The 20,827-nt window shown below is 36.4% G+C and carries 22 protein-coding genes and 1 other annotated feature; of the genes, 7 read left to right on the top strand and 15 right to left on the bottom strand.

From position 1 onward, the window contains the following. Positions 1-31: 31 nt before the first annotated feature. Positions 32-1,447: a recombinase family protein gene (locus tag ACB089_RS08160; RefSeq protein WP_374965974.1), complete on the top strand. Its 1,416-nt coding sequence runs from the start codon at positions 32-34 to the stop codon at positions 1,445-1,447. On the opposite strand, the gene ACB089_RS08155 is transcribed toward ACB089_RS08160, so the two are convergent. Next, on the bottom strand, positions 1,448-1,930 hold the full coding sequence (locus ACB089_RS08155) for an ATPase, T2SS/T4P/T4SS family (protein WP_374965973.1): 483 nt from the start codon (positions 1,928-1,930) through the stop codon (positions 1,448-1,450). A gap of 709 nt (positions 1,931-2,639) precedes the next feature. On the opposite strand from ACB089_RS08155, the gene ACB089_RS08150 reads away from it, so the two are divergent. After that, positions 2,640-3,350, top strand: a complete 711-nt coding sequence (locus ACB089_RS08150; RefSeq protein WP_068983527.1) for a metalloregulator ArsR/SmtB family transcription factor — start codon at positions 2,640-2,642, stop codon at positions 3,348-3,350. Positions 3,351-3,468: 118 nt separating this feature from the next. Further along, complete coding sequence (locus tag ACB089_RS08145; RefSeq protein ID WP_024361272.1) at positions 3,469-3,711, top strand: DUF2626 family protein; 243 nt, start codon at positions 3,469-3,471, stop codon at positions 3,709-3,711. Between the two features lie 367 nt (positions 3,712-4,078). Here ACB089_RS08145 and ACB089_RS08140 read toward each other — a convergent pair whose 3' ends face one another. Beyond that, positions 4,079-4,723 carry an MBL fold metallo-hydrolase gene (locus tag ACB089_RS08140; protein WP_374965972.1) on the bottom strand — a complete coding sequence of 215 codons (645 nt, stop codon included), beginning with the start codon at positions 4,721-4,723 and terminating at the stop codon, positions 4,079-4,081. A gap of 169 nt (positions 4,724-4,892) precedes the next feature. Here ACB089_RS08140 and ACB089_RS08135 point away from each other — a divergent pair, with 169 nt between their 5' ends. Next, positions 4,893-5,072 (top strand): DUF2759 domain-containing protein, encoded by a 180-nt coding sequence (locus tag ACB089_RS08135; protein WP_068983529.1) that lies wholly within the window; start codon positions 4,893-4,895, stop codon positions 5,070-5,072. Between the two features lie 592 nt (positions 5,073-5,664). Next, positions 5,665-7,125, top strand: coding sequence for an IS1182 family transposase (locus ACB089_RS08130; RefSeq protein WP_374964340.1), 1,461 nt, complete (start codon positions 5,665-5,667; stop codon positions 7,123-7,125). 135 nt (positions 7,126-7,260) lie between these two features. On the opposite strand, the gene ACB089_RS08125 is transcribed toward ACB089_RS08130, so the two are convergent. The 4 genes from ACB089_RS08125 to rpmG form a co-directional block, all read right to left on the bottom strand. Next, positions 7,261-9,156, bottom strand: a complete 1,896-nt coding sequence (locus tag ACB089_RS08125; RefSeq protein WP_374965971.1) for an LTA synthase family protein — start codon at positions 9,154-9,156, stop codon at positions 7,261-7,263. Between the two features lie 280 nt (positions 9,157-9,436). Further along, the gene (locus tag ACB089_RS08120) at positions 9,437-9,646 is read right to left on the bottom strand and encodes a YqgQ family protein (protein WP_068983531.1); all 210 of its coding nucleotides are present in this window, start codon (positions 9,644-9,646) and stop codon (positions 9,437-9,439) included. A gap of 1 nt (position 9,647) precedes the next feature. Continuing rightward, positions 9,648-10,232, bottom strand: a complete 585-nt coding sequence (locus tag ACB089_RS08115; RefSeq protein WP_374965970.1) for a 5-formyltetrahydrofolate cyclo-ligase — start codon at positions 10,230-10,232, stop codon at positions 9,648-9,650. 66 nt (positions 10,233-10,298) lie between these two features. Next, positions 10,299-10,448, bottom strand: a complete 150-nt coding sequence (gene rpmG, locus ACB089_RS08110) for a 50S ribosomal protein L33 (protein ID WP_008408521.1) — start codon at positions 10,446-10,448, stop codon at positions 10,299-10,301. 151 nt (positions 10,449-10,599) lie between these two features. Between rpmG and ACB089_RS08105 the strand changes: the two genes are divergently transcribed. Further along, positions 10,600-11,049 (top strand): hypothetical protein, encoded by a 450-nt coding sequence (locus ACB089_RS08105; protein ID WP_374965969.1) that lies wholly within the window; start codon positions 10,600-10,602, stop codon positions 11,047-11,049. Positions 11,050-11,052: 3 nt separating this feature from the next. Next, the gene (locus tag ACB089_RS08100; RefSeq protein WP_368638594.1) at positions 11,053-11,550 is read left to right on the top strand and encodes a hypothetical protein; all 498 of its coding nucleotides are present in this window, start codon (positions 11,053-11,055) and stop codon (positions 11,548-11,550) included. A gap of 319 nt (positions 11,551-11,869) precedes the next feature. Here the strand turns inward: ACB089_RS08100 and ACB089_RS08095 are convergent, their stop codons facing one another. The 9 genes from ACB089_RS08095 to ACB089_RS08055 all read right to left on the bottom strand — a co-directional run bounded on the left by ACB089_RS08095 (position 11,870) and on the right by ACB089_RS08055 (position 20,807). Further along, a complete protein-coding gene (locus ACB089_RS08095; protein ID WP_374965968.1) occupies positions 11,870-12,442 on the bottom strand; it encodes an anthranilate synthase component II in 573 nt (190 codons plus the stop codon). After that, the gene (trpE, locus tag ACB089_RS08090) at positions 12,439-13,824 is read right to left on the bottom strand and encodes an anthranilate synthase component I (RefSeq protein ID WP_374965967.1); all 1,386 of its coding nucleotides are present in this window, start codon (positions 13,822-13,824) and stop codon (positions 12,439-12,441) included. Before trpE ends, ACB089_RS08095 begins: the two co-directional genes overlap by 4 nt. A gap of 111 nt (positions 13,825-13,935) precedes the next feature. Beyond that, positions 13,936-14,181 (bottom strand) — a binding site (T-box leader). A gap of 39 nt (positions 14,182-14,220) precedes the next feature. Next, positions 14,221-15,291, bottom strand: coding sequence for a mechanosensitive ion channel family protein (locus ACB089_RS08085; protein ID WP_374965966.1), 1,071 nt, complete (start codon positions 15,289-15,291; stop codon positions 14,221-14,223). Positions 15,292-15,362: 71 nt separating this feature from the next. Further along, positions 15,363-16,235, bottom strand: a complete 873-nt coding sequence (locus tag ACB089_RS08080; protein WP_374965965.1) for a hypothetical protein — start codon at positions 16,233-16,235, stop codon at positions 15,363-15,365. A gap of 186 nt (positions 16,236-16,421) precedes the next feature. Next, positions 16,422-17,081: a phosphate signaling complex protein PhoU gene (gene phoU / locus ACB089_RS08075; protein WP_374965964.1), complete on the bottom strand. Its 660-nt coding sequence runs from the start codon at positions 17,079-17,081 to the stop codon at positions 16,422-16,424. A 13-nt stretch (positions 17,082-17,094) separates the two neighbouring features. Next, positions 17,095-17,880, bottom strand: a complete 786-nt coding sequence (gene pstB / locus ACB089_RS08070; RefSeq protein WP_068984056.1) for a phosphate ABC transporter ATP-binding protein PstB — start codon at positions 17,878-17,880, stop codon at positions 17,095-17,097. 60 nt (positions 17,881-17,940) lie between these two features. Further along, positions 17,941-18,819, bottom strand: coding sequence for a phosphate ABC transporter permease PstA (pstA, locus tag ACB089_RS08065; RefSeq protein WP_374965963.1), 879 nt, complete (start codon positions 18,817-18,819; stop codon positions 17,941-17,943). Position 18,820: 1 nt separating this feature from the next. Then, positions 18,821-19,768: a phosphate ABC transporter permease subunit PstC gene (pstC, locus tag ACB089_RS08060; protein ID WP_368638587.1), complete on the bottom strand. Its 948-nt coding sequence runs from the start codon at positions 19,766-19,768 to the stop codon at positions 18,821-18,823. Between the two features lie 64 nt (positions 19,769-19,832). Continuing rightward, entirely contained in the window at positions 19,833-20,807 is a 975-nt protein-coding gene (locus tag ACB089_RS08055; RefSeq protein WP_374965962.1) for a PstS family phosphate ABC transporter substrate-binding protein, read from the bottom strand. Between the last annotated feature and the right edge of the window lie 20 nt (positions 20,808-20,827).

The raw sequence follows: 20,827 nt of genomic DNA, 5'->3' as shown, positions 1-20,827 counted from the left end.
CTCGCTCTTTTCTTATATAGAGGTGAGAAATATGGTAGTAGGTTTATACGTACGAGTGAGTACACTTGAACAAGCTAATGAGGGTTATTCTATTGCAGCGCAAAAAGAAAGCTTAGTAGCATATTGTAAAGCTCAAGGTTGGTCAGATTATAAATTTTATGTAGATGAGGGTGTATCAGCAAAAGATACTAAAAGACCAAAATTACAACTACTATTAGAAGATATTAAACAACAAAAAATCAGTATTATTTTAGTGTATCGACTTGATCGCTTCACCCGTTCTGTACGTGATTTACATCAGATGCTCGACTTACTTGAAGAGTACAATTGTAAATTCCGTTCCGCCACTGAAGTTTATGATACAACCACAGCGATGGGCCGAATGTTCATCGGACTCGTTGCCCTATTAGCCCAATGGGAAACGGAAAATTTATCAGAAAGGATTATCATGGCATTAGATGAAAAGGCAGCAGATGGTGAATGGTCAGGTCAACCACCGTATGGGTACGATATAGATAAAAATGATAAATTGGTGAAAAATGACAAGGGTAAGTACGTGCTTGATATTATAAATAAATTAGAAGTTGGATGCTCTTACAATAGCATAAGTAACCATTACAGAGTCATAGATCAGAGTAGAGGCTGGAGTGCTAATGCGGTATTACGCATAGCAAGAAATCCTGCGTTATATGGAGCATCAAGGCGCAAAGGAGAGATACGAGAAGGCACGCATGAAGGTTATATTACAAAAGAGCGTTTCTTAAGATTACAAAAGATGCTTGATGATAGAGGTAAGCAATTTAGAAAAGACATTGAAAGCACAGGTATTTTTGGTGGCGTTTTAGTTTGTCCTAATGATGAATGCGGTCATAGATTAGTGGCTACAAGATTTATAAAAAAACGTGATAACGGTTCAGAAAGAGTTGGTTACACTTATAGATGTAATTACTGTTTAAAGTATAAACGAACTCAAAAAATATCTGGTGAAAGATATTTTATTGAAGGACTGACAGAATACATGCGAAATATTAATTTCACTGATTTAGAAGCACGTGAACCAGCACTCCATATTGAAACCGAAGAAATTATACAGCAAATCAAACAAGTAGAGCAACAAAGATTAAAGTATCAACGTGGATGGGCTGCTGACCATATCGATGATGCTGAATTTGAAGAACTTATGCATGATACTAAAATTGTCCTCAATAACCTACAGAAACAATTAGATGAGTATGAAGAACCTGAAAAAATTAATTTAGATGCTATAAAGAATGTTGTAGTCACATTCAATAATTGTTTCACACAATTAAATCAAGAAGAGAAAAGTGAATTCGTACAACGTTTTATACGAAAAATTGAGTATCGTTATGAAGATCGCCCTCCAACAAGCAAAAAATATAAAAAAGGACGACCTCAAGTCATTATCACTAATTTAGAATTTTATTGACTAGTTTACTTGTACTCTTGTGACAAAATCAGTTGCACCAGTGAAACATAATAGCCCTTGTCGGTGTTTCACTAGTTCCATTAACATCTCTGCTGCATGCTTGGAATAAGATAGGGAAGTAAGTGGGAAAGTATGATTTTGCAAAAGAAGTCGGATAATTAGACTTTCTTTTAAAAATACTGAAGGAAGTGTAGAGACACGGAAGGCATATTGATCTTGTTCCATAGCTTTATGGAAGGCGCCACTTTGGGGTTTACGACGCTCGCTAATATCTAATGCCGCTAAAAATTTATAGAAGGAAATCATTCGTTCCGCAAGATCGTGCGGTAACTCACCTGCTTGGAGTAACCGATCATATTTTCGAAAATAAATACGATAATGTACACTTTCCGGAACTAATAATATATCTGATGCACCAAAGTTATAGGCCTTTAGTAAAAGTTGCTCGCATTTTTGTTCAACAACCGTTTCAAAATTCTGCATATTCGCACCCCTCTTCTAGTTCATTCGAATATGACCGCCCTATTCGTTATTTCCTAGTATAGATACGAAACTGTCACGAGAAAAGCCCTTTTCTTAAAATAAAAATTTACTATAGAATTCTCTATTATTTATGATTTTTGCTATCAAAATGTGGATAACATGCTATTTTGCCTAAAAATGAACATAATCCTAAGAATGATGAATTCGAAAAACTAATGAAAGAGACGAATCAATAATTTTGTTATGCTGGCGTAAACTTTAAAGCTTCTGGAATATAATGATTGTTTTCATCTTTAATATTCCTTTCTTACTCATCTGCTCCTTAACTCAATTATACTACTATATTCTATGCAAAAAAATTTGTTCAACAGCCGTTTCAAAATTTTGCATCCCCCCTTCTAGTTCATTTAAATTTGACCAATCTATTCTTAATTTCCTATTTTCTCATATGAATACGCCACGAAAAAAGACCTTTCCTTTCGAAAAAAATTGCTGTTAAATTTCCTATGAAATAGGAATTTTTCTATAAAAACATGAATAACGTGCAAAATTTCACTATAAATGAACATAATCCTATGAAAAAGTTAAGATTTATGTCAAAAGGAACTGTTTCTTTTTCAATAATACAATATAATAGAATCAACATGAATTTTTTCCTAACACTTGGTAGAGGAGCTATTATTTAAAAAATTATCTTGAGGTGAAGCAAATGATCCATCCATTAAAAATTACTAGTACTTTAGCTGATGAAACTAGATACTCTATTTACGAGTACATCCTGAAAGAGAAAAAAACTGTAACGGTCCAAAATATCGCTGATGAATTCGGCATACATCCAAATGTTGCACGCCTACACTTAACAAAGCTCACGGAAATTAATATTATCATAGCTGATTTTGCTAAGACTGGAAAAGGTGGCCGACCTGGTCGTGTTTATAAAGCCTCTGACAAAGGTTTAACATTAACGTTTCCAAGACGTGATGAAGATCGACTATTAAAATGGACAATCCAATTAATTCAAGAATTTGGACCATCTGCATTAGAAAAATGCCAGGACATTAGCTACCAAGATGGTTACCAACAAATGAAGAACTATGTAAATGCTGAGTTAACATTAAATAATACCCTTACCTTCGAACAAAAACTTCAGCTATTAACTGACAATGCTGCATTAATTGGTTATATTCCACAAGTACAGCAAACGGAGCATGGTAAAAAAGTGATATTCTCCATTTATAATTGTCCATTCCAGGAGCAGCTTACTTCCCATTCAGAAATTGTTTGTTCTTTACATGAATCCTATTTAAAAGGACAATTAGATGCATTATTTTCAAGTAATGAATTCATACAGATTGAAAGCATGATACATAATTGCGATTTATGTAAATATGAAATAAACGTGACAGAAATCGATCGCTAATCTAAAAATCCATTTGTTTGTCACAAAGAAGAGGAAGTTCCAGTTTACAGATACCTTTCATATCATTTATAATGAGTAAGAGATTATTGTGTCGTGGGCAAAAGGAGGGGAAATCTTCATGGATAATATGTATAAAGTTATGGCATTCTGGACAGGTATTTTCGCCGTTATGTTCTACCTTGGTGGTATGAACGAAGTATCGCTATTATTCGTAGGTAATACAGGTTTATTCTTATTATTAGGCTTCTTAAACCTTTCAGAACGTATGTACATGTACATTTTCGGAGCATATTTAACTGTATTCTTCGCTGGCTTCACGTACTATACAACATTCATTCACGTGCCTGGTGGCGGTCATTAATACAAAGAAAAAGCGTATCTCATCGAATGTGAGACACGCTTTTTTATGTGAATTTATTCATTAGATACAGAAGCTATAGATGAGCATAGTAAAATCCCCTTTGCGATTATATAGATTAGAATTTAGTTTATTCTATCTATCCAACGAATTGCTAGGGGGATTTTTGCATTTTATGAAGTTACTGTAGGCTTTATTTTTTTAAACAAATCACCCACAAAGATGAAATTGTCCAATAAAATGGATTATCACTGCGTCACAGATGGGAACCTACAGCGCAGCGACTCATCGGACGTCCCAGGAAAGTGCACAGCCGGAATGGAAATCAATCTACACTATGGGATATCCATTTTTTAACTTTTTCCTAACGTTAAAAACCATTTAAAAAAGGATTTGTCTCCATTTCTGCACCGACCGTTGTATAATTACCATGGCCTGGGTAAATAATTGTATCCTCAGGTAGTGTTAATAACTTATCGTGAATGGATGCAAGCAATATTTTCGTTGAGCCTCCAAGTAAATCTGTACGTCCAACACCCTGCTCAAATAGCGTATCCCCCACAATAGCAAAGCCATCATTTTCAAATATATATGAAATACTACCTGGTGAATGTCCTGGCGTAAAAATCGCTTTAAAACTAAAATTACTTATTTCAAATAGCTGTTCTTCTTTAATAATATTTTCTTCAGCCGGGGCAGCGACAATATAATCTGGTAATGCTGCGTATTTACTAGAGCCATTTTTTGTTGGATCTCCTAACCAGCTAACTTCCTTTTCATGAATCCATACCGGAACTTTAAAAGCTTCTCGGACAGCATCTACAGCACCAATATGATCAAAATGTGCATGTGTCAAAAAAATGGCTGATGGCTTCAAACCGTTACTACGAATAGTCTTGATGATTCGTTCTGCTTCCTCTCCTGGATCAAATATTAAACATTCCTTTTCTTTATTCGATACGATATAACAATTCGTTTGGACAGGTCCAAGCGAATAACTTCGTACGTTCATCATTGACATCACCTCAATTTTATATTATACAGCCTTTGCCACAATTTGACGATAAATGTTCATAGTTTTCGCTATATTAGTTCTCGACAAAAACAGGTGGAACGTTTACAATTAAGGAGGAATATTGTTTACGACATTCATTTTCTGATGTCGAAAGGAGTGTCAATTTTTAATGAACTTATTAATGGTTATTTTTGGTCTAGTAGCGATTTTAGCTGTAATTGGTACATTCCAAGCAATTAAAGAAAAGAACCTTTTAAGTGTTGTTTTCAACTTATTAAGTGCTGCTGTTTTCGGTTGGTTTGTAATTATGACAGTCATTAATAGCGGGTACCCACCAAAATTACACTAAGATTTAGACAGAAACAAGAGCAGTCTGCATTCCGAGACTGCTCTTTTTCTTTCTGTCGTATTGTCTATTTTGATTTAAATTCTCCTATTTGAGCCCCAAGCGATAACGTCTTCCCTCTGAGCTGTTTTATCGGGCTCTCTGAACGCATAAAACTTCAATTTGACTATACCTCTGCTACATGCAAATCTTTTCCATATGCTCCTCTTTAGGGGTAAACAAGAGGGTTCTATAAATTTGTTAGGATACCCGTAATGTGACGGATTGTTCCCTTTAAACGATGATAGAACATTTTGCCTCACCCCAACATTTGATATAGAACCATAAAAAAAGAGATCTCATGTTTAGGAGGGCACTGAAAAAGTCTATATCTTCTCACATTGTGACTCTACTGTTGTTTTCCGAAGCATTCCGCTCGCTTTCCGCGGGCGAGCGCCGAGCCTCCTCCTACACTTCGCTTCGTGCGGGGTCTCGTCTGTCTCGCTTTCCCGCAGGAGTCGAGCGATGCTTCTCCAAACAACGCAATGTTTCACACTATTATTTTAGTCACGCTTTCCTTTATAATAAAAGAATTAATGTGCAGGTGGTGCCCCCCATGATTTCAAATCAAGAAACCCTTAATTTAAGTCCATATATGGCGATCTACGATATTGTTGTGCCAAAAGATAATATACTTCGCCAAATCAATGAACTTGTTGATTTTTCATTCATTTTAGAAGAGTTAAAAACAAAATATTGTTTAGACAATGGACGTAATGCCATTCCTCCAATTCGTATGTTTAAGTACTTATTATTAAAAGCAATTTATGATGTATCAGACGTCGACCTTGTAGAGCGTTCGAAGTACGATATGTCATTTAAATATTTCTTGGATATGGCGCCAGAAGATCCAGTCATTGATTCAAGTTCGCTTACAAAATTTCGTCGGCTTCGTCTTCAAGACGTAAGCTTATTAGACATGCTCATTGGGAAAACAGTTGAGATCGCATTGGAGAAAAAAATCATCAACAGTCAAACGATTATTGTGGATGCCACACATACAAAAGCACGTTACAACCAAAAAACGCCTAAAGAATTTTTACAAGAGAAATCAAAAAACGCTCGAAAAGCTGTCTACAAAATTGACGAATCGATGAAAGACAAATTCCCCACAAAGACCACTTCTAACGAAGTAAAGGATGAGTTAACTTACTGTAAGGAAGTTATTTCAGTCATTGAAAAGGAACCACAAATTGCACAAATGCCATCTGTCAAAGAAAAGCTGAATGTTTTAAAAGAAGTCGTAGAAGATTTCCAAGAACATCTAAATTACTCTTCTGATGCGGATGCGCAAAAAGGGCATAAGACGTCGGAATCTTCTTTCTTCGGGTATAAGACACATATCGCGTTGAGTGATGAACGTATTATTACAGCGGCTGTCATTACAACAGGTGAAAAAAGCGATGGAAAATATCTTCAAGAGTTAATTGAAAAAAGCACACAAGCAGGTATGAAAATTAATACAGTTATTGGAGACGCAGCTTACTCTGAAAAGGCAAATATCGAATATACAAAAGAAGAGAAAATCGCGCTTGTGGCAAAGTTGAATCCTATTCTTACACAAGGACCACGAAAAGAAGAAGACAAGTTTGAGTTTAATAAAGACGCTGGAATGTTTGTTTGTAAGGCCGGTCATCTCGCGACAAGAAAAGCACGTACGGGTAAAAAAGGAACGAGTAAGAGTCAAAGTCAGACATATTATTTTGACATTGAAAAATGCAAAGTATGTCCAATGAGAGAGGGCTGTTATAAAAAAGGCGCAAAAAGTAAAACATATTCTGTCACAATTAAGTCGGATACACATGCCGAACAAGAGGCATTTCAAAATACGGAAGCATTTAAGCAATTAGCCGCAAATCGCTACAAAGTAGAAGCGAAGAATAGTGAATTAAAAAACGGACACGGGTACGATACGGCATCGACTGCGGGTCTATTTGGCATGGAAATTCAAGGTGCTACAACGATATTCGCTGTCAATTTGAAACGGATATTAAAGTTACTAAACGAAAATGAATAAGGAATAGAGACAGAAATAAGGCACTTCCTGTTCAACATTGAACAAGAAGTGCCTTATTTTTATCTGAGAAAGGTTCGCTTTTATGAAAACGTAAGTTTTTCAGTGCCCTCCATGTTTAGTGAGATCTCTTTTTTATTATTCGACTGCTTCTTGCTTCAAGTTACCTGTCTTTTCATCGTAGAAGCGAAGCAAATCACCGTTAATGATAGCATCGGAATTTTCTAGATCTGTCGTCGCCCGATCAGCGTATGGCTGACATGGCTCGCCATCAATTTCTTCACCAGTGGCTTTGTCATAGCAAGCTTCACCAGCATAAACATATTTATCTGTTACAAAACGACCGTCACGGAAAATAACGAAATCTTCATGCTCTGGTGAGAATAGGTCAGCACCAAGTTGCATATCTTTTGAAGTTTCAATACCAAGAAGGTGTAGAATTGTTGGACGTAAATCCATTTGTCCAGACACTTCTGTCATTTCTTTACCATCACCAGCTCCTGGGATATGGATGAATAAAGGTACTTCTTGTAGGATTGCATTATCAAATGGTGTAATGCTTTCTTTTCCTAAATATTGAGCCATCGCTTTGTTGTGGTTTTCTGAAATACCATAATGGTCACCATACATTACGATAATTGAGTTATCATAAACTCCTTGATCCTTTAAACTTTGGAAGAAGTCTTTAAGTGCTTCATCCATATAACGAACTGTTTGGAAGTAACGATTTAATGTACCTGAGTTTGAAGTGTATTCAGGAATCATGACATCTTCAGGATCCAAAGTAAATGGATAGTGGTTCGTTAATGTAATTAGACGAGAATAGAATGGCTGTGGCATATCTTTCATTAATGCTGCAGATTGTTCTAAGAATGGAGTATCTTTCATACCCCAGTTAACAGCTTCGCCTTCGTTAACTTTATATGAATCTACATCATAGAATTTATCAACTTTTAATGATTGATACATCATGTCACGATTCCAGAATGATTTATTATTCGGGTGCATGACATTCGTATAGTAACCATTTTCTCCAAGGCGCTCAGCCATTGAGTTATACGTATTTCCACCGTGTGTGAAGAATACCGCACCACGACCTAAGCCAAACAATGAGTTTTCTACAATAAACTCTGAGTCAGAAGTTTTCCCTAATCCAGTTTGGTGATAGAAGTTACTGAAATAAAACGTATCTTTATCTTTTGCTAAAGAGTTTAAGAATGGTGTGATTTCATGACCATCCATCTGGTTATTAATCACAAAGTTTTGTAAAGATTCCATTGACACAACAATTAAATTACGATCCTTGTATTTACCAAACATCTCAGGGTTAACCGCTGCTTGATTAGATCGAATGTAGTTGTTCACTTCTACTAATTCACTGCCATCCGCTAATGCACGTTGAGCAGAAGATTTAGATTGAATATAAATATCATACAAATGGTAGTTATAAGTCCCAATGTTTTTCACAAGTAATTCACGGTCAAAGCTTCGAGTCAACAATTGTGGACGTTCAATTTCTGCTAATCCTAAGTTTAAGAAAGTCATAGCAACTGCTAATACGAAGTACGCACGACGAAATTCCACGTTAACTTTCACAATTGTTTTCATTCTAGGCCAATATTTATTAGCTAAAATTAGAATAAGTACGTCGATGAAATATAATACATCCCAAGGGTTTACAATCGCTGATATGGAAGTTCCTAAGTCACTAAAGTTACTTGTTTGGAATAATACTGGTAGCGTAATAAAGTCATTGTAGAAACGATAGAATGCCACATTTCCGTATAAGACAATTGATAAAAGAATACTGACTGTAATAATATAACGATTTTTAGCTTTTGAAGATTTAAAGAATAACGCTAAACCATAAGCAAATAGCAAGAAGCTTAATGGATTAATAAACAAAATAAATTGTTGCATTGCATTTTCGATTTTCATATCAAAGCTTGTGTGATAAACAATGACCGTTTTTATCCAAGTTGCTACAATTGCTAGTATCATAAATGAATGTTTAGGCCACTTAATTGATTTCATTCCTAACATCCTCCCTACTTTTTAAAGCGAAAAAATAATAAATTTAATAATTCGTTACTGAAACAAAATATATCTTAATCTTTTTTTTACAGTAACGCAACAGATATATTTTGGAAATCCCTTCTACTTGCTCGTCTACAAGCTGGATACTTATATATACGTCTTTGTTTGTAAAAAGTTTCGCACAATCATAAAAACAGTGGAAACCCACTGTCTCTTAGAATATTACATACATGTTACATTATTTTTACAATACCCCAAAGGAATTATATTTAAAACATTATTGATTATTCTCTTTCATACGAAGTTTTGTTGTTTCTTGTCGAATTAGTAACAATGCCATTTGGTAATCTTTAATATCTAGTACATTCGCTTTATACAACTCACGAATTTCATCCTCCATTAACATCAAATCACCAATAGGATCTCTTGTATAAATAAAAGTGCCATATGTTTTTAATAATTCATAAATATCTAACATTTTGTCCATTTTAGTTCGCTCCTCGTTGTGTTACACAGTCAATACGTTTAGTCGGTGTCACAATGATGTCTACTGGGCAATCGTGTGCGTCTGTAGGTACTTGTTCATGTAGCTGCTCATCAAATAACAGCGATACAAGCTTACCTTTGCTATAGTTTAATACATAGCGATCATAATAACCACCGCCATAACCTATTCGATAGCCAAACTTATCAAAAACAACTCCCGGAACAAGTATGACATCCATTTCATTTGCGTCAACAAACTCACACTTTTCTGGAATTGGCTCACGCAAATGCATATAAACAGTTTCTAGTTGTGCAAACGAATCAATAGCATAAAATGTCATTTCTCTTGTTTTTGGGTTGCATTTAGGAACAGCGACTTTTTTACCAAGTTGCCACAATTCTTCAATTAAATGAATTGTGTCGACTTCTGGCTTATTGGAAATGGTAATGCCGATTGTATTTGCTTCTATTATATATGGTTCTTGTAGCACATTTTTTGCGACAATAAAAGATCGGTCTTGGTAAGCCGCTTCACTCATTTTCGAGAGAGCCTCCCTTACCTCGTTTCGTAAAGTTGTTTTATTCATGCTAAGCTATCCTCCTATCAACATATAAAAAGCCAAAACCACTTGTGGTTTTGGCTTAATGAGCGATTACTTAGTTTCACGGTGAAGAGTGTATTTCTTCTCGCGAGAGCAATATTTTTTAAGTTCAAGACGCTCTGGATTGTTACGCTTGTTCTTTTTAGAAATGTAGTTACGTTCGCCGCAATCTGTGCAAGCTAAAGTAATGTTTACGCGCATCATTAACCCTCCCACTCTATATCAAGAATTTAAATTTTGAGCATGATTTATACGACTTACCTATTATAACACAAACTAAAAAAAAATCCACCTTCATTTCATATTAAGTTTGCTTATGGTAAAATACCTTATAATTACATAACTTAATGAGGTGAAACTTTTGGATTTATCCATCATACTTATGATTGTTGGAATTCTTCTAATCATCGTGTCGTTCTTTTTCAAAAATAACGCGAAAAAAGTCGAACAAGATGTAGAAGAACTTTCCATCTCTATTTTTCAAGAAACAAATAATTTAAAACGTCGTCTAAAAATTGTTGAGGAGGAGCTGTTATTAGAGCCTGAATTCCAGGTTAAATCAAATTCAGCCCAAAATAACATGCAAGATCCAAAGGTGCAACAAGTGATACAGGCTGTACAACAAGCCGCTCAAGCATCAAAAGCTGGACAAGGATCACCACAAACAAAAAATATTCATCAAATTATCGTGAGTCAGGTACTTGAATTAAATAAGCAAGGTCTTTCGGTAGCCGATATAAGTATTCGCTCAAATTTAACAGAAGAGCAAGTGCGACAAGTGATTGCAAATGGAGGTCGGTAATACATGAATAATTCCTCTATTCGTGCATTTGGCATTGCACTTTTTCTTGTAGGAGCAATGCTTGCTTTAGCAACTCGTTTCGATCTTCATATTGGCCTACCAACTAAAGCTTCCTCAGGTGAGGAAAATGTAGAGGAGCTGCAAAAAAAGCTCGAACAGGCCAATAAAGAAATTGCATTGTTAAAGGAACAAGTGAATCAAGCTCCAAAGGAAAACACTCAGAAGACAGATGCACCTGAAACAAAGGCTAAAGACAATCATGAATCAGCAGACGCCCCGGCAGCCAACGTTACGACTATGACACTTCAAATTTACAGCGGCATTACACCATATATTGTGGCGCAAAAGCTTGAAGATGGTGACATTATTGCCAATAGTGTTGAAATGGAACTGTTACTTGCAAACCCTAAATATGCTCGAAGCTTACAAATTGGTTCCTACGAAGTCAATTCATCAATGTCTTTAGAGGAAATTGCAAAATTGATTACAGGGAAAAAGTGATAACCTGATCCCTTAGTGAAAGATTAAATCAGGTGTGTTGATTAACCATTTTTATCCACACTAATTAATTTGAAGGCTCTGATTTCCGCTACGGGCTACTCGCTTTTCCGCGGGAGTCGAGTAGCCCGTAGCTACAATCAGTTGAAAATGGGGATATATTAGCAAAATAGCAACAAAAAAATCCTTTTATCGCTCAATAATTAACCTATTTTTTCCTAATCAACACGCCTAAGCTTAACTATTACTATTTTTCATAATAAATGGCTGTCATCCAAAAATCACAACTCCTGATTTTTGATGACAGCCTATTTTGTTTAGTTTATGAAATTTGTTCTAAAAAGGCTTGCATCATTTTGCTGCCCTCTTTCGTTCCAATGGATTCTGGATGAAATTGTAGCCCAAAAAGTGGATAATCTTTATGTCGAATCGCCATAATTTCACCATCATCACTGGAGGTTGCTAAAATAGTGAAATCCTCATGTAACGTGCTTTGCTCAATGATGAGAGAATGATAGCGCATTACTTCGATTTTACCGTCTAACTGAGCAAATAAATCTGTTTTCTTATATTGAATTGTAGATAATTTCCCATGCATAATATGGTTAGCTTGAACGATGCTGCTGCCAAAAGCCTGCCCTATCGATTGGTGCCCAAGACAAATCCCTAAAATAGGATATTCTGTATAAAGCTCTTTAACAACATCCACAATTATTCCTGCATCAGTTGGCGTACCTGGGCCAGGCGATAAAATAATGGCTTCTGGTTGCATTTTTTTAATTTCTTCTATTGAAATTTCATCATTACGCACTACTTCTACGTCTTTCCCTAGCATACTTATTTGCTGAAATAAATTATATGTGAATGAATCATAGTTATCGATCAGTAAAATCATTTTTTTACCTCCAATAGCGCGCGAGCTTTATTGAGTGTTTCCTCATATTCAGACCATGGCACAGAATCATACACAATACCAGCCCCTGCCTGAACATGTGCACGATGATCCTTAATAACCATGGTACGAATGGCTAAAGCTAAATCCATATCCCCTGTAGTGGAAATATAGCCTACTGCTCCAGCATAGACACCACGTTTTACGGGTTCTAGCTCATTGATTAGCTGCATAGCACGAATTTTGGGTGCACCTGATACTGTACCTGCAGGCAAGCAGGCTTTGAGGACATCCAAAACATGTACATCATCACGTAATTCACCGATAACCTCTGATACAATATGCATAACATGTTTATAACGCTCAATATTCATATATTTTACAAGCTTCACTGTACCGACTTTTGCAATTCGTCCAAGATCATTACGACCTAAATCCACTAACATCCGATGTTCAGCAATTTCTTTTTCATCATTGAGTAAACCTTCAGCAATCGCTTTATCCTGTTCCACTGTTTTGCCTCTAGGCTTTGTTCCTGCGATTGGATTTGTCGTGACCTTTCGCTCCTTCACCTTCACAAGACTTTCAGGAGACGTTCCTAAAATGATATACGTTCCAAAATCCATATAGAACATATAAGGTGACGGATTTGATGTACGCAACTGACGATATAAATCAAAAGGATTCCCTATAAATGGTGATGTGAAACGTTGTGATAAGACAATTTGGAAAATGTCACCCTTACGAATATACTGTTTAGCACGGTCAACCATTGCTACAAAATCTTCTTTTTCAATCATCGGCTTGAAATCGAGCTCTCCCAGTGACATGGCGTCGAATGTTTTACCAGCATAAAGCTGTTCCTCCATCTTAGAAATAGCCACTTCCATTGCTTCAAGAGAGCGCCCTTCATCAAATAAATCAATGGCCGCTAACGTTACATCTTGCTTTACATGATCAAAAACAACAAATGTATCATAGAAGAAGACATGAACATCTGGCATTTCTAAATCATCCTGCAAAAATTCTCCTATTTTCTCTGCATAAAAGGCCGTTTCGTATCCAAAGAAACCAATCGCTCCTCCGAAAAAGGCGAAAGGATATTGTTCCTCATGGAATGGCATAACCTGCTTTAATTTAGTGAGTACATTTTCACTCGCTTTTTCGTTTTCTCCACCTTTGGTAAAAGTATATCCGCCCTTATCTCCAATCAATTCCGCAACTGGATTGACGGCAATAAATGAATAACGTCCACTTTCTTCATGTTTGGCAGACGATTCGAAAAGCATCCTATGTTTCCCTTCAAGCGATTGATAGACGGAAATTGGCGTCATCATATCACCCTGTAATGTCTTCATAGCAAACTTTCTAAGCTCAACTGTCATACTCTTCTCTCCTTCTCTATGCTCTGCTCTACTACACCATATCTTTATTCTATAGGGTAGAAACATTTCTATTGAATAAAGAAATAAAAAAATAAAAAGACCTTTCCATCACAAAAGGACGGAAAAGCCGTGGTGCCACCTTCATTGGTCTAAATCAATTATACCCTACATAATTGTGCCGTAATCGGCGTTAAAAGACCCACTCTGTACCTTATAACGTAGGTAAACGCTAATCCATACTCTTTTTCAGGATTAGAGCTCCGAAGTCCATTCACCATTCATTTGTACTAGTTTCCACCAGCCACTAGCTCTCTGTAACAAAAAATAATAGCTACTACTCTTCATCCAAGCTGATTACTCATTTTCATTGTAAAATAAATAAATTAACAATTCAAATTATTTTTTACTGTGAAGCCATTCATCTTCAGCTGGAGCAGCTAGCTCAATATTTAGTTCCTCAAATATTTGACGAATAGCAAATAATATATCCTGTTTCGTACTTAGCATCACTGCAGTATCATTTGTCGCCACATAAAAACGCACAAGAATACGATAAGAGGTTGGATAAAATTCATCTATAAATACATGGATCAATTCTTTTTCTGTAGCTGTATGCAAATAAATTTCCTTTTGAATAGCACTTAAAGCACTCCGTAATTTTTCTTCTTTATTTTCAGCAGCTACGAATAAAAATTGTTCACATTTTCGTTTTTCTCGTCTAGATAAATTATAGATTGGCCGATTGACTAAATAAGAGTTCGGGACATAAACAAGTCCTTTATCACCCGTTTGAATTAAGGTACTTCGAAGATTAATATCTTCAATAGTTCCATCAATTTTTTGATCTTCTGTCGCTATCCAGTCACCAATCTGAAACGGATTATCTAATGCAACTGACATCCCACCAAAAACATGTGCTAAAGTATCACGTATACCAAAGGCGATGGCTACTCCCGTTAAGCCAATCCCTGTTAAAAAGCCATTCAAGTTAAAATTCCAGAAAGAAGCAATCGTAAACATCGCCGCTATCATAATAAGCACTTTTCCTACGCGCAGAAAAAACGGTAATAGGACGTTTGGTTCTTCTTCACTATTCAACTGCAAAGGCTGTTTTGTATAAAAATGTAAAACATCATATACACCTTTAAAGGCAAAGAAAACAATAATAGACAATACAAAATTCTTTGTCACTGCATTTGTAAATAAATTTTCTTCTAATAATATGGTTAAGCTGAGTACAATGACAGCTGACATAAATGCATAGCGAATCTCTTTATTAAATTGTTCTAGCACTATTGCCTGAAACTCTCGCTGACGATTTCTTAAAAATGCAACAATACGATTAATAATTTTCTTTATAACAAGTTGCTGAAAAAGCCAACCAACGACGCAAATAGCGATGGCAATAATAACGTCCATCCACGTTGGTGCTGAAATATTTGGTAGTAACCATTTCAATGAATCCATGTTTTTCTCCTTTAACTACTATGTATACTCACAGAAAAGGAGCCGATCAACAATGATGATCAACTCCTTTTTTATTGAATAGCATCATCCGCAAAAAAAGCCTTGTTGGCAAACCAAAACTGCTGTTCATTAAATTTTTGTTCATGCATAGCAATCACCAAAAATTCAGCATAATACTTACGCTTCATTTCATCGAGCATGGTTTTCGCTTGCTTTCCAACGAGATGCTGACCATCAATAGGCGTTCCTTCTGTAAAAATAATAATATCCGCTTCTGTACAATGTTGATTTTCTTGTAGCAAGCCCTTTACAAAATGAAGCACGGGCAGAATTGCTGCATCTCCCTTTGCTTTGTATTCAATAAAATCCTTAAAATCACATAAATTTAAATGACCGTTTTCAAATCGATAATGTACATGAATTTGACAGTCATATGGAACGATATATAAATCTCGCCCTTCACGGTGCGCAATCATAAAAAATGGTAAAATCATACTTTTGCAAAGATCCGAATATGCTGCCATACCCGTAGTTTGTTCAAGACATACTATGATTGGACCTAGTTCTTTTTTGTATTCATCAAACGGAACATATAGGATATTTCCTTTTTTTGTTATTTGATACTTTAGCTTTTGTCGTCTAGCTATCTGCCACTTTCGGTCATAATACAAACGCTGCTCTTTTCCATTGGTCAATCGTTCAGCTTGCTCAATAGCTGGTATGTTTTCACACATTTCACGCATGATATCTGCCAATTCAAGTGCAAATGCTGCCATATTTCGCAATGTTTCACTCTTGTAAAAATAATCAATAAAGATACGTTGTTCCTTGTCACTTAATTCTTCAAGATGTAAGTTATCATAGAGAAAATGTAAAAAGTCATGTTGTTCTGACGTGAGTGCCAGAGCAAATTTCTCTATAAGTGATTCTACAGCGTCTTTCACGAAGCAACACCTCCAAAGCACGTTTTTTTGGATAATGTCTATAGTATAACCAAAATTATTTTTTGACAATACAATTATGCCTGTAGTATTTGACGCTATTTTCATCAACAATGTTGCTGTTATCCTATAGCTTTACATCATCATGACAGTAAAAAAGAGAAGAGCTTGTCAACGGCTCTTCTCCTACTAATTATTCAATTCGTAATGTTTGCCTTTGATTAAGTAGAATAAGTGTTCAGCAATATTTGTTGCATGGTCAGCTGAGCGTTCTAAATAGCGGCAAACAAATGTTAAATGTGTAATTTGAGAAATATGTGCTGGATTTTCAGCACCTGCACGCAGCAATAGCGTTACTGTCGCTCCATATAAATCATCGACGTAATCATCTAGCTCTGCAATTTCCTTGGCACGGGCCGTATCTTCATCCGTAAAGGCTTTTAAAATACTTTCTAACATTTCTACCGTCTTGTTACACATCGTTTGCAAATTTGTTATAGGAAAGACGAGTGGTGCTTTTCCAATACGAATCGTCTCTTTAGCAATATTAACCGCATAGTCCCCTACTCTTTCCATATCCGATGCCGCTTTGACAAGCACCATGAGACGACGTAAATCTGTAGCTACAGGTTGCTGCTTAGCGATTATTAAAATAACATGATCATTGATTTCTTCTTCAAGACGATTAATGATTAAATCGTCTTCAAGAATCTTTAAGGATTTCTCTAAATCCTGCTCTACTAATGCTTCAAATGCCAATTTAAGAGCATTGATACTACTAGTAGCAATGTCGATAAATTGCGCTTGAACTTCTTTTAATTCCTGTTCAAAACGTTCACGTACAACCATCTTCTGCTCCTCCTTAGCCGAATCGACCTGAAATATAATCTTCAGTACGTTGATCTGCTGGTGTTTGGAAGATAACGTCTGTTTTATCGTATTCAACAACCTCTCCGCTTAGGAAAAATGCTGTACGGTCGGAAATTCGTGCTGCTTGTTGCATATTATGTGTCACGATAATAATTGAATAATCTTTTTTCAGCTCTTGTACAAGCTCCTCGACTTTTAATGTAGAAATTGGATCAAGTGCGGATGTTGGCTCATCCATTAAAATAACATCTGGTTCAATCGCTAAACAACGCGCGATACAAATACGTTGTTGCTGACCACCTGATAAACCGTATGCATTTTGATTTAAGCGATCCTTTACTTCATCCCAAATTGCTGCACCGCGTAAAGATTTTTCAACAATTTCATCAAGAATCTTCTTATTTTTTATGCCATGGATACGTGGACCATAAGCAATATTATCGTAAATAGACTTCGGGAATGGATTTGGCTTCTGGAATACCATCCCTACACGAGTACGTAATTCCTCAACAGTATAGCTTTTATCTAAAATATTACGCTCACGATAGATTATTTCTCCTGATGTTCGAACACTTGGTACAAGCTCTACCATTCGATTTAACGTTTTTAAATAGGTAGATTTCCCACAACCAGAAGGGCCTATTATAGCTGTTACTTCATTTTCATAGATGCTTAAATTAATATCTTTTAAACCATGATGATCGCCGTACCATAAATTTAAATTACGTGTATCATATACAACTTTTTTAGCAACATCAGCTGAAGGCTTTGTCGCCATATGATTCGTTTTGACAACTGATTTTTCCTGTTTAAAATCTAGTACCATAAGGTCACCTCATTAATAACGTTTTTGGAATTTATTTCGAATAAAGATGGCAATAGAGTTCATCAGTAAAAGTACTGTCATAAGTACTAAAATACCGGCTGCCGCTACATGTTGAAATTCCTCTTGCGGGCGTTTTGCCCAATCATATATTTGCATTGGTAAAGCAGTGAATTGGCTCAATAAACCATTTGGTAAAAACTGCAAAATAACTGGAATCCCAATCACAACAAGTGGTGCCGTTTCACCAATCGCACGAGACAAGGCTAATATACTCCCCGTTAAAATTCCTGGAATGGCCGCTGGTAGCACAACATGTACAATCGTTTGCCATTTCGTCGCGCCCATACCATAAGAAGCTTCTCGTTGTTCATTCGGTACTGCACGAATTGCCTCCTGTGCCGCAACGATAATAACTGGCAAAATTAATAAACTCATTGTTAAGCCAGCTGCTAAAACACTTTTTCCTAGTCCCATCATTCGAACGAAAATTGTTAACCCTAGTAAACCAAAAACAATGGAAGGCACACCTGCTAAGTTAGAAATATTCAAACGAATAAAGTCATTTAGTTTATTTTTCTTCGCATATTCCTCTAAATAAATTGCTGTTCCTACACCTAAAATAATGGACACTGGTGCAACAACTGCCATCAGCCAAAGTGAACCTACTAGAGCCGCCTTTATGCCCGCTTTATCTGCAAAGCGCGAAGCAAAATTTGTTAAAAAGTCGATTGTTAAATAGTCAACACCCTGCGTCACAATACGATAAAGCAAAACAGCTAGTGTCACTAATGCAAAGGTCGTCGCTAGGAAAAATAAAGCTTTCCAAACTTTATTGAATGTAATACGTTTTGTCATTCGTTTCATGACGACCGTGTCATCAATATAGCGCATGCTAGTAAACCTCCCTGAAGCGTTTCGAAATATATTGAGCAAGTAAATTCATCACTAAAGTAAAGATAAATAATGTGAATCCAACTGAATAAATAGAATAATAAATTGTCGTACCATAACCAGCATCGCCTGTTGCAACTTGTACAATATACGCAGTCATCGTTTGAATCGAGTCTGTCACATTTAAATCAAGTTTAGGTGTAGCGCCTCCTGCCAGTGATACGATCATCGTTTCTCCTATTGCCCGGGAAATAGCGAGAACAACGGAAGCGACAATGCCTGATAAAGCGGCCGGTAATACTACTTTTATAGCAACCTCAAACTTTGTTGCACCAAGAGCTAGAGCTCCTTCACGCATACTATTTGGAACAGATGACATAGCATCCTCGGAAAGTGACGTAATCATCGGTAAAATCATAATACCAACAACAATACCTGGACTAAGTGCATTAAAAAGTTTTAGTTCTGGGATAATTTGCTGTAACATCGGCGTTACGAACGTTAATGCAAAGAAGCCATAAACGATTGTTGGCACACCTGCTAATATCTCTAATATAGGCTTAACAGTACGTCTTACTTTTTCGCTTGCATACTCACTTAAATATATTGCTGAAGCAATCCCAAATGGTACTGCAACGACAACAGCAATTAAGGTAACTTTCATTGTTCCCGCGATTAAAGGTAAAATCCCGAATAACGGTTCATTTCCTGAGAATGGGAGCCACTCTGTACCAAATAGGAAATCCGTAATGGGAACACGTTTGAAAAATTCAAACGTTTCAAAAATAAGGGTGAAAACAATGCCAAATGTCGTCAAGATGGAGATAAGAGCTGCAGAAAATAATAGAGCTGGCATTGCTTTTTCCACTATTTTCTTTGATTTATTATTGCGCGAATTTGCAATTAATTGCTGCACAGATGTTGTCTTGTTTTCTTTTTGAGAAACCATTGGGTACTCCTTTCAAATAAGTGAGGGAAAGAGCATACATCTCTTTCCCTCTATGCATGTCTACTTATTTTAAGCCTTCTAAAGTTTTTAAAGCTTCTGTATATTTTTCTTCAGGTAGACTGACATAGCCAACTGCTTCTGCCATATCTCCCGCCTGTTCAAGTGTAAATTTGACGAAGTCATATGCGGCTGCGTTATCTTTCATCGCACTATTTTTCACATATGTGTATAATTCGCGTGAAAGTGGCGAATATTCACCAGCTTCGATTGTTTCATTTGTTGGCTCAACACCGTTTACTTTCACAACGCTTAATTTATCTTTATTTTCTAAGTAGTAAGCATAGCCGAAGAAGCCGATTGCATTTTTGTCACCTGCTACACCTTGAACTAGCATATTATCATCCTCTGATAATGTTGCTGTTTTTGCTAGATCCGCACCGTCTAAAATCACTTCATCAAAGTAATCGTACGTGCCTGAGTCAGTACCTGGTGAGTAATACACGATTTTTTCATCTGGCCAAGATGGATCGATATCAGACCATTTTTTCTCTTTACCATCCTCAACCCAAATTTTCTTTAATTGTTCGACTGTTAAATCCTTCGCCCAATCATTTTCAGGATTCACGACTACTGATAAGCCATCATATGCTATAGGAAGCTGTGTAAAAGCAATTCCTGCTTCATCTAGTTTTGCTTTCTCTTCATCTTTTATTGGACGAGATGCATTAGAAAAGTCTGTCTCACCTGCGATGAATTTTTCAAAACCACCACCAGTACCAGAAACACCTACCGATACTTTGACATCTGGTTGAGTTCCTGCATACTCTTCAACAACTGCTTCAATAATTGGTGCTACTGTTGATGAACCATCTCCAGCTACAGCCCCTTGCAGTTTTTCGTCAGCAGCGTCTTGCCCTGAGCTCGCTGGTGCGTTTGTTTCTGCATTGTTACCATTTTGCGCTGAGTCGCTTCCACATGCACCAAGCATTAATGCTGAACCCATTACCGCTGTCATCGTTAAGTACTTCCACTTTTTCATCTCATTTGCCTCCGTCACTA

Source organism: Lysinibacillus sp. RS10 (assembly GCF_041956855.1).
Lineage (GTDB): Bacteria > Bacillota > Bacilli > Bacillales_A > Planococcaceae > Lysinibacillus > Lysinibacillus xylanilyticus_A.
The sequence above is the reverse complement of the archived record's forward strand: the minus strand, read 5'-3'. Positions and strand labels throughout refer to the sequence as shown.